4 protein-coding genes and 2 pseudogenes are annotated in these 11,275 nt (G+C 41.4%); 2 read left to right on the top strand and 4 right to left on the bottom strand.

Annotation, left to right across the window (positions count from 1 at the left end; genetic code table 11):
* The 3 genes from ACFIO5_RS08485 to ACFIO5_RS08475 all read right to left on the bottom strand — a co-directional run.
* The coding region (locus tag ACFIO5_RS08485) for a two-partner secretion domain-containing protein (RefSeq protein ID WP_375705241.1) at nt 1-5,688 on the bottom strand (5,688 nt) is incomplete at its 3' end.
* Nucleotides 5,689-5,780: 92 nt separating this feature from the next.
* Complete coding sequence (locus ACFIO5_RS08480; protein WP_375705240.1) at nt 5,781-7,541, bottom strand: ShlB/FhaC/HecB family hemolysin secretion/activation protein; 1,761 nt, start codon at nt 7,539-7,541, stop codon at nt 5,781-5,783.
* Nucleotides 7,534-7,713, bottom strand: coding sequence for a hypothetical protein (locus tag ACFIO5_RS08475; RefSeq protein ID WP_375612457.1), 180 nt, complete (start codon nt 7,711-7,713; stop codon nt 7,534-7,536). Before ACFIO5_RS08475 ends, ACFIO5_RS08480 begins: the two co-directional genes overlap by 8 nt.
* Nucleotides 7,714-7,969: 256 nt before the next feature.
* Here ACFIO5_RS08475 and ACFIO5_RS08470 point away from each other — a divergent pair.
* A pseudogene (locus tag ACFIO5_RS08470) lies at nt 7,970-8,583 on the top strand (type ISP restriction/modification enzyme); the annotation flags it as partial.
* Between the two features lie 152 nt (nt 8,584-8,735).
* On the opposite strand, the gene ACFIO5_RS08465 reads toward ACFIO5_RS08470, so the two are convergent.
* On the bottom strand, nt 8,736-9,386 hold the full coding sequence (locus tag ACFIO5_RS08465) for a hypothetical protein (protein ID WP_375632701.1): 651 nt from the start codon (nt 9,384-9,386) through the stop codon (nt 8,736-8,738).
* A 1,473-nt stretch (nt 9,387-10,859) separates the two neighbouring features.
* Here ACFIO5_RS08465 and ACFIO5_RS08460 point away from each other — a divergent pair.
* Nucleotides 10,860-11,275 (top strand): annotated as a pseudogene (locus ACFIO5_RS08460) (hypothetical protein); the annotation flags it as partial.

The following is an 11,275-nucleotide window of genomic DNA, read 5'->3' as shown; positions in this document are numbered from 1 at the left end:
ACTGGCAGCGCCCGAGGCTGCTCCACCCGTAACCGCCGTGACAGCCAATGCCACGAGAGCCGCACCGGCTTCTGTCAGCCCTTGGGCTTTATAATCCCAGTCTTTAAATTCAGCCTTAACTGCTTGCCAATCCACTTGCTTGGATAATTCTGGATCATCACGCAGTTGCTTGATCCATGCCATGCCTGGAGAGCGAGACAATTGCTCAAGGGATTTGTCTAAATCACCGGTTGCCTGATACTCAACAACAAAGCCATCACCCGCATCAAGCTTTATGCCACCCTTAGCATCTATGGTGACATGCTCGATGGTCTCCTTAAGGTAACCTTTATCGCTCTCACTCCACCACACAAGGTTTTCATTACGCTGATAAACGTCCTTAAAATCTTGATCCTTGTTGGTCAGAAACTTGATCTTCCCCGTATCTGATGCCAAATGCGTCTGACCACCACTTGATAGCCCTGCCGCATCAAGCGTGAGATCCCCATTTTGCGCATGCATGGAGAGGTTGCCCTCTGTTTCTATCGTGGTTTTGTTTGTAGTAACTTCTGTTGATTGTTGACGAAACTTATTCTTTTGCTTCGATTTGTCGCCTTCTTTGCCCCTCAGATCCAAATCAAAACTGTTAAAATCTTGCTCTGAAATCGCGTTGAGAGCGCCACCACTGGTGAAATCTCCATTGCCCTTGGTTTTAAACTTTCCCTCAAGGTTCAGTTCACCACCTGTGACAATGGTCAAATCTCCATCACTGTTGACTTCTGTCAAACGGTGCTCACTGCTTTGGGCGTTATAATGCCCTTTTTCCAATGTCTCCTTATGGTCACTCTCTAGCACTAATGAACCAAACGTAGCAGAACCATCGACAATCACCGTCGTCGATCCACCACTGCTCCATTGGCCACCAGTCATGCTTAAATCGCCAAGGGAGTGAATGTTTAAATCCTGTATAGAAATGATTTGAGCCTGCTGCCCGCTCCGATCAACAAAACCATATTCATTCGTGTCACGGATTTTTGCAGTACCATCAATGATTGTCTTCGCATTGAGGGTGATGATATCCCCCAGAATAACCCCTGAAGAGTTGGCTAAAAGATTGCCACTGCTGAGATCTACAGCACCGCTGCCAAGCAAAAAACCACCATTATTGAACAAAGTTTGCGTAGTCGAAACATGCAATGCACCATTACTTGATATGGTGCCACTATTGGTAAGACGGTCCGTCTCTATAGTGACGCCATTGCCTTTCAAACGTGCACTGGCAAGGTTTCCTTGCTGCGTTTTTGCCCCATAAACATCTTGTGCTAAAGAAGTGTTTGGTGCCAAATAAACGTGGGGTACCAAGACCTCTTGTCCATCAACAAGGTGGGTCTCAAGCCAGATCATATCCTTTTTGATCCCAGCAATTTGCTGAGGCGTTAAGGGCTTGCCTAGCACTAACCCCAAGGGATCTTGCTGCTCCACAGCATTGTCATAGAGCCTTTGCATTTGAGCATTGGGATCTTCAACATCAAGAAGAGTGCGATTGCCTGTCAGTTCAAAGATTTGCTCACCCACCAGACGATATTCAAAATAAGCATCCCCTAATCTTTTAAACACGTGCTCAGGCTTATAATTGCCAATCTTTTTTAAGTAATAGTCCGATCCTAAAAATTTACTTGGGTTGATAAAATCTGGACGCGTCTCGACTAAAAATGGCACATCCGGTGTTTGGGTCTGGTCCAATTCTGTCTTAACAGAGTTAAGCCCATCTTGCGTTGGCACTTGTATGGATTCTGGTGCGGGTGTTTTTGTGCTTGGTGCAAAAAGCCCTTTGTGCCCTTTCAAACCATTGATAATCCCATCTAATCGATCATCACTAATCAGTGGTTTGGAACCGTCAAAATCGGTGTTTTTAACACCAGCCAAACCTTTATCGCCAGAGCTTAAGCCAACTTGCTCCACCCCCTCACGCACCGCATGATTGTCAATATAGCCTGTCAACTTGGCATCAAGCGTGCCACCAGCTTCAATCGTGCCGTAAACAGCATCATAAGTGCGTTTGAGTGTTTGGGTAAAAGTAGGACCATCCCATTCTTCTGCACCGTTTATACATGCTGGATTTGTGATACTACATTGCTTATGTCTGTAGCGCGTTTCAGTTACAATCTTAGTTGTTTCGATTAAATCGCGCCCCTCATTGAGCAGCGTATCGCCATGCATCTCAATGTTGCCATTGGCAGCAATAAAGCTATAGCTATTGCGGATATCACCGGCATTAATTGTCAGATGATGTCCTACTAAAATCTGTGCAGCATTATTGGTAAAATGAGGCTGCTGACGAATGATCGTGGTGTCGATATTTTCCTTGATACGTAAATGATCAATATTTTCGACATCTTTCCATTCTCCTCGCACGTAACTGTGAGAAATCACTTTATCGCTAACTTCAACTCCACCTTCACGCATGTTGGTAAGCGCTGAGACATCGAAGGTCATATCGCCGGACACGGCTTCTAAAAGACCCGAGCTGTTGATCACATGACCAGCCCGCTCTCCACTTAAACCACGGATGATGAGATTGTCTTCAGCAATGACATCGGCAAACTTATTGATAAAATCCCCATCTAAGGAGAAAATGGCAGATTTCTTGGCATAAATCAGCCCACTATTACTCAGATCAGCGCTCACATTGAGCGCAACCCCATCACCACTTGAACCAATACTGCCGGCATTGTCCAAAACATCTGCGGTTAAGACAAAAGCACCACCACTTTTGAGAACACCGTCTTCACCATTTAAAACCAGAGCAACTTGCCCCAATGACGGATCATGGCTTTCTGCCACAAGCGTAAAACTGTCACTGGCTAAAAGCTGACCGGAATTGGCTAAAGACCCAAGCTTCGCTTCAACAACACCGCCCACCATAATACCGGAATTACTTAAAACATCATGGCTGTTGAGAGTAAGTACTCCGCCTTGCGCTTCCACAAGCCCAGCTTGGGTGAGTGTGCCTGCCTTCAGCGTTACATCATAGGCGCCAACCTCACTTGTCTCGCCCAGCGTCAAGATGCCATCGGTTGAGAGCTCAACCCGCTTTTTAGAGACAATGCGCCCCGTTTGGTTCAGAGTGTTTTGCGCATGCAAAGCAATAGTATCATTGCTTGCTATTGTGCCACTATTGCTTAAATCACCATGGCTGGTCAGTTGAAGGTCACCACGCTCAATCTCTATGTGCCCTGCTTGGATCACACTATCAGCAACAATATTGACTGCCCCTTGCGTAGAAATGAGACCATCAACATTCTCAAAACTGCCCACATCAATGCGCAAACCATCCCGCGCTAAAACATGCGCACCTTCATCATGTGTAGCGTTTTGTTGGTCTGAATTTGTCGTTTCAGCGCTTTTATTGACAAAAGACGTTGCAACAATCTTCATCTCACCGGCTAAAGCACTGAGAAGACCAGCCTCATTGTTTATATGACCAGCACGTATCTCTTTCAGCCCACCAATGGTGAGACCCTCTTCAGCAATAATTCTGCCCTGTGTGTTGGTTAAATCACCATCACTGAATAGATCCATAGATTTTTTGGCGTAAATCAGCCCGCTATTGCTGACATTTCCTGCCACATTGAGGGCAACATTCTCACCACTAGAGCCAAGCACACCGGCATTGTCTAATTGCCCTGCGATCACAACAAAAACACCACCACTTTGAAGGACACCTTCGGATGTATTCTTCAGAAAGGCTTGTTGCGGATCGGCGCCTTCTTGTGTGCTTACCATCAAATGCAAATCATCGGTTGCAATAAACGTCCCTTGATTGGTAAATGCACCAATATGAGCATCGACACTCTCACCGCGCATTGTGCCGTTATTTGCAACCCCATCACGCACTTGAAGGGTTAATGCTCCTTCTTGAGCTTCCACAGTCCCTGCTTGGGTTAAAGCATCAGCACTTAAAACCACATCATAACTTAAAATCGTGCTCTCTTGACCGGTTGTGAGCATGCCACCCGCTGTCAATGCAACCTGCTGCATGCTGACAATATCACCCGTGTGATTGAGGGCACCATGGGCATCCAGCGTTATCTTCCCATTAGACCAGACAGTGCCTTCTTGGATCAGGGCACCGTGATGCGCATAAAGGTCAATTTTTTGCTCTGCCACTAAGCGCGCACGTGATGTAAGCTCTGTTGCTTCCACCAAAAGAGAGCCGCCGGCGCTATAATGTCCAGCGCCTACAGTGAGCCCATCATCGGCGCTCAAGACAATATTCCCCTTGGCACCAATATGGTTGTTTAAAGCGCTGATTTGATTGGTTTTAATGGTCAGATCGCCAAGGGAAGAAACCCCTGTTTGATCATTGTCTTGCATGCGGCTCAGATCAATTGTTGCTGCTTGGATCTCTAAAAGATCACCGGCGGCTATCCGCCCATTCCCCGCCTCAAGCTTTGCTGCCTGTAAATGCAAAGAACCCGTCGCTGACTGTTGACCATCACTCCCAATACCGCTTGCTAGAAGAGCATGAGACTGGAGCTTGATCAGATCGGCGTGCACATCAACAGTACCGCTCGCTGCAACGCGAGCTTGCTCAGCCAGTTCAACATGTTTCAAAGCCTTCAGCTCAACTGCTTCTTCTGAAAAAAGAAGATCTTTCACATGCACACTATCGTGGTGGGAACGCGCTTTTACTGCTCCTTTGGCGCGTGCTTTGGCAATCACCAGCTTGCCATCACTTGTCAATCTCATGGCGCCTGCATTGGCAACCATGTCTCCGCGCATCTTAACGCCGGCGCCTTTATCATTGGCAATCACGCGGATCTGCCCCGCATACATTCCACCAAACTCACTGGAATCAATCGCCAATTCTGGCTCTTTGCCATCAGAACCAAGAGAAGTTGCTTCGCGTTTGTTATAATCAAAATGATTGCGCCCCGCGATAACAGCCAAATCTCCTTTGACCTGTATGGGACCCCCGACACTGATCTTGCGCGAAACAAGATCAAAAATATCTAATGCACTCCCATCAGCCCCACGAGAGCCTATGGTGATATCACCACCCTCAACACGCAATCCACTCAAAGCGCCATCGGCTCCAATAATCGGTTGTCCAGTCGATAAAGTCACCCGTGGTGTATTAATAAAGCCACAACCGTTACAGGTAATCCCATTGGGATTGGCGATAATAACATCCGCCATATGCCCATGTACTTCGCTCACGCCTTCAAGACGCGAGCGATTGGCACTCACCACTTCATTAAGAATAACCTTTGCTGCACCGCTATAACGCAAATTGCCGTTGCCAGGCACCAATCCCCCAAGCTGTGAACGCGAAACCTCCTCAGTCGAATTGTTCAAAATCACGCCATGGGTATCAACATTGAAACTGTCATATTTGTTATGAGAAAGACCCTGTCCATTGGGGCGAACAATATCAATCAGCGGCACATCATTGCCGGCTTTCCCCACCGTGGGGCGGAAAACAGAGCCAACCCCATCAGCTGCTTTAATCCCTTGGCTCTCTTGTGCAACAGGACTTCGCGCTCCAAGCGCTTGTGCTTGCAACAACAAAGGCTGAAAAGCTAAGCAAAAACTTAAAACCAGTGAAAGCCCCTTATGGATCCCTCGCTGCAAAACACAAAGAACGCGCTGCCATAGCTTGTATCCATATCCCAATCTATGCTTTTGATCTTTCAATCCCCGCATCTTCAGCTCCTCATAAAATTCTTTATCTCTTAAAAAAAAACAACCCATATGGGTATAAACAGCGCAGCGATATTTTTTACCGCCCATTTGCTCTAAAATCTTAATAATGCCCGCACTTGAAATAACCCTGTCGCATTCCCCTTTTCTCGCACTGTCGATTGGGTTAAAATATTTGAATAAGACACATCAATATCCGTAATGTCTCCGGTTGCATGGAAACCAAGAGTTGCCCCAACGAGGCTCCCGCCAAAACTGTTTTTGTTTACATCATTGGCTACAGCCCCCAGATCAAGCGCCATATAAGGGGCAAATTGGCTCATAAATTTACGCCCCATTCTCGAAGAAAAACCTGGCAACAACAGCGACAATTCATTGCGCCAAAACGCCCCATTATTGCCGTAATAAATCGCCTCACGCACCCCACGAACAGAGGAACTACCACCAAGCGATATTTGCTCTGAACTAAACAACGTGTCGGGTGATAATTGTCCTGAAAACAGCGTGTTATAGCGAAAGTTATACTGTTTGAGCGAAAAAGGACGCACGTAGCCTAGGGAAAAAGACAATTTGGAAAATTGCCCTTTGGGTGAATTTTTTGTTGCATTCTCTTGCTCTTTATCGTCATAAGCGCCAAGAATTGCCAACCCTTTATGAAACCCTATATGCGCGCTTAATTCTCCTCCAAGCCACTTGCGCGAGTGATCAAGCTCAAAGGTTGCAATAGCCAATTTACGGCTGGAAACATCAACCCGACTGCCCATAATAAAATTATCAGAATATTTCCATGTCAACCGTCCTGTAAGCCAGGTCTTTCCTTCTTGATCACGGTCGATAACCCGTGAAATCCACGGTGTAAGCGATAAAGACTTACCCGCTGTCATAATATCGGAAAATATTCCCTTAACACTCGAATGATATTGGCTCCACGTCCCATCAAAACCAGTTGTCCAAGTGCCATAGGGAAGAGAAAATGATCCCGTTAGAGTATCACTATTGGGACGCTTGTGAGAAAAATGATACGGACTACCATCCATAGAACGCTGATAGCTCAACGACCATTGATCATTGATCCCCAACAGATCATCAAAAGAAAGGCTCAAGCGCGTTTGATAAAGCCCTGTTGCTTTAGCGCCAAGATTATCGCTGGAAAGCGTAATAAGCCAAGGTTTCTGTTTTTCAATATGAACATCGAGTATCGAACCACCCGAATTGCCACCAGCACCAAGATTAATGGTGGCTTGGCGTGAGAAAAGCCGATTGATTTGATCAAGCCCTTGCTCTATCTGGCGCAGATTGGTCGGTTTTCCAATAAGGTTTGGAAAAGCCGTGGTGATTTCTCCTTGAGATTTCCTTCCAACTTTATGCCCATCAAGGGTAATATCTTCCATCACACCTTCAACTACAACAATCTTGAGATGACCGCCGCTTAAATCTTGCTCAGGCAAATAAGCCCGCACCGCAATATAGCCGCGCTTCATATAAAGCTTGGTCACCGCTTTGAGCACTTTATTGATTTCGGCAATCCCCAAACACCGTCCTTCCCAAAGAGAAATGGCTTCATGAAGGTCGGTATGAGAAATCAACTGAGCACCAACAAATTCAATGCTTTTGATCAGCAAACAGGTTGTACCAGATGAAGCACCATAGGCAGATGTGGTATCATCGTCTGGCAAAAAGACCCCATGGGTTTCGTTTCTACGGTGTAATTGCTGAAAACGTTGTTGTTGCGTTTGTTGTCGTTGGATGCTCTCTGATTGATTAATCGCTTTCTCACGAATGTTTTGGGCAAAACTCGGCAACGAAAAAAGGCACAAAATAGCCGCAAAAACAAAAATGAAAAAAAATCTATGCATTCATTGTGCCCTCAAAATGAGCAACAAAATGAACCATATCGTCAGCGTCACAGAAAAAATCGCCAACCGCGTAACAATTTTTTAATTTTTTGATGAGAATAATACTTATAACATCTGAGAAAAAAGCATAGACTGTACTGTATACACCTGCTTTATGTGTTGTGCAAACCATATCATTTCCCCCGCTTTTGAAGATTTTACAATGACACTGTTAAATGACAATCATACACTCTAATATGCTTCTTAATTTTAAGGTGTTGCATGTAATATAATCTTGAGCTTCAAGTAAAGACTGTTATTCATAGAATATACCAAATTTATTGGAACTGTTACATATTAGAGACAACAAAAAACACTCCATTATTATCGCTTGATAAGAAAAATAGCATGACAATCGCTTATTTACTAAAATAAGAAAAAAGAAAATGCGTAATGCTATAACTGATGAAGGATTAGCATATTTAAAAGCCGCTTATCCTAATGAAAAAACACTAAAGATGATCTGTTTTATTATGTTTACGGTCTTTTGCATTCAGAAGATTATCGCACCCGTTATGCTGATAATTTATGCAAAGAATTGCCTCGTATCCCTTGCGTAAAAACGGCTGATGATTTTTGGAAATTTGTGACAGCAGGGCGTGAACTCGGTCATTTGCACGTAAACTATGAAACTGTAGAGCCGTATCCAGTGACCTTTAAAAAAGGCAATCCAAAATTAACTGACATCCCTAATCCAGAAAAGTTTTATTATGTGACTGAAATGAAATTTGCTGGGAATAGTAAGGAAAAGGATAAATCAACTGTTATTTATAATAGCAATATCATCATGACAGATATCTCTCTTGAATCGGTTATGGGGCGTCAATGCGTTAAGACAGATAAAAAGAGTGGCATTGTTAATGATGCCAATCGCTATGCTGTTGAAACCGTTGGCAACCCTGCCTACCCTCTAGAGTTATTGCAGAGGGTTATTACCGTAAGTTTAGAAACAATGAAAATTGTTAAGAACTTACCAAAATTGGAAATAAGAGAAACTGAATAACTTATAAAGCATGCTCACATAATGGGTATGCTAAACGCATAAGGGGTATAAGGTCTTATACCTATAGGTTCCTATACCCCCTTTATACATTGCTTACATATAATCTTAATATGCGTTATTCTAAAAAGAAGAAACTTGCACTTTTAGATACTCTACTTTGGGACGATAAGCCCCTCTTTGGCTAGTTTCTCGACAGTTGTTTCTGCAACGCTTACTATGAGATTAGAAAATGATGCAAAAGCATTTCCATTGCTAGAGCCTTTTGCTAGCCATATGGTTTCTTTGTTTTTTGTATTGTGAATAAGGTAAACACTAACGCTTATGCCGGGCTTACTAATATTATGTCCACCGCTCACATAACCTGGTGTCGTTACAGTTCTTATGGTAGTAAAGTGTCCAACTTCCGAAATAGTACTTGTAGAGGTTCCTGGATGATATGTTGGCGGGATATACGTCTGTGATATAGCACGATTATCAACGCTAACTATTAGGAGTGCATCTGCGCCTTTATTTGTTATAATTTTCTCTTTCTCGTTATAGGAATAATTACGAGTTGGAGGGAAAAGTTCTAATCCTCTCAATATCTGTACATTGTATTTAACGAGGGATTTCTCAAAGGTGTCTTCAAGTTCTTTTTGCTCAAAAATAGACATGCCAACACCTCCTATAACCACCTTTTTGGTTTGAAATCGTCCCTTGTAGTTTGGATCAACAATTCCGGTCAAGTGTGTTACTTGATTATCCCAAGGACCACAAGCTGTGAGTATTAACAAACAAAATAAAATAAAAAACTTCATCATCATAAACCTTTGATTAATATCAAAAGTCTAATAATGTATTTATAATTCAAATTAAAGATACGATTTGAACTTTTAAATAATTTTTTTAGATTGTTTTGCAAAATTTAAGAAATCCACTCTTAAATAGAATTAGATTTTTTTACATTGCCTTTAAGAGGTTATACCGTAATCTAAAATGGATAGCTTTATTGTTATCAAAAGCTTTGTTTAAAGTGTGTTATGTATATTCATTTTGCTTATAGGTTTTGAAGGTGTAAAAACCGTCACCCCTCCCTCAAAACGTATATTATTGATTGAATTTAGAGGTTATATTATCAATATGGGTTGTTTTTTTAAGATCTATAAAATATTAACATATTGAAAAATAACATTTTTAATTTTTATCGTTTTTTTATCTAAAAGGGGCAACCCTCAAAACTCAAAAAACCGTCAAAACTCATAACCATAATGATCTTGATAGCATCTCTTATGAGTTACAAGCTATCTTTTGAAAAGCTTTAAAGAATCACATGATTTTCATAAAGCACGTTGTAATCATTCTCTAAATCATAAGGTTATTATTCAAAAGAACTGATTAAAATGCATAAAAGGGATTTTGATAACGTAATCAATTTTTAATTTCATACGCTTTTCATAAGACACGTGTTAATCACTCACTAAAAATATAATTTTATCTTTTAAAAAGAACTAATCAAAATAACAAAAGCCTATTAAAAAGGATTTTGCTAATCTCTATAATTATCAGTTTCTATTGAGATGTTTTCATAAGTGTTTTCATAACAGACAATAAATCGCAATTATCCTATTTATCATTTCTCTTATGAACATGAAAAATGATGCCATGGCTATAAAGAACATAACAACTATAGAGAAAGCAAAAATGCAAATGAAAGCATTTGTTATAAAGACAGTCCCTATAAAGGCTGTTAAGTCTAAAATGTGTTATTAAAAGAAATTAACAGAAATCTTAAAAGCCATTTAGTGACAAAATTGATAGGTTATAAAGTTTAAAATACGCATAATGAGAGCGTTTCTAAATATTATAAATGTATAGATTCAGAAAATACGCAATCGTTTCATAAAACCTATAATATAGCTTTAAAAGCACATAAATATAAAAGAAGCAATTAATAAGCATAAGATATTATCAATACACAACGTATTTAAAAAATACAAAAAATATCAAAAAAGTTTATAAATTAATTGACAATAAATACGTATTTTGTTATATAAATAACCAAGTGATGAAAACACTTTCGAATAGCGAATAGGTTGCGAAAAAACCTTTTCCATTTCTTTTAAAACACTGACTATCTTTTATGCTGTGATTAGCATATATAGTGATTTTGTCGGGTGTAGCTATGCCATACAATACCCTTATGGGAAAAGCATAGCAACGGACTATTCGCCGTGTTTTCAGCACCCGATGCTCTTATAGGGTGTCAATTGAAAACTAATTTACGAATAGGTGTAAAAATGAATTCTATTGTTAACACAGAAAAAACATCTCCAAAATACGAATTTATTGATGATTGTGAATATATCGATGGTCATTTCTTAACTCGAATTAGAGCCTTAAGAGATTTTGATGATGTCAAAAAAGGTGACCTCGGTGGCTATATTGAAAGTGAAGATAATCTCTCTCATGAAGGTAATTGCTGGGTGTATAATAAAGCTCGGGTCTTTCAAAATGCACGCGTCTTTGGAAATGCTAAAGTAAAAAGCTTTTTTGTTGATGTCTATGGTAATGCGCAAATTTATGGGAATGCTATTTTTGAAGGTATGACATTAAAGGACAATGCAAAACTTTCAGGCAATGCGCATGCTAACAACGCCGTTGTAATTGAAGGCAATGCACAAATTTATGATAACGCCCGTGTCACTGATCACGC

The organism is Bartonella sp. AA86SXKL (assembly GCF_042196885.1).
The sequence above is the reverse complement of the archived record's forward strand: the minus strand, read 5'-3'. Positions and strand labels throughout refer to the sequence as shown.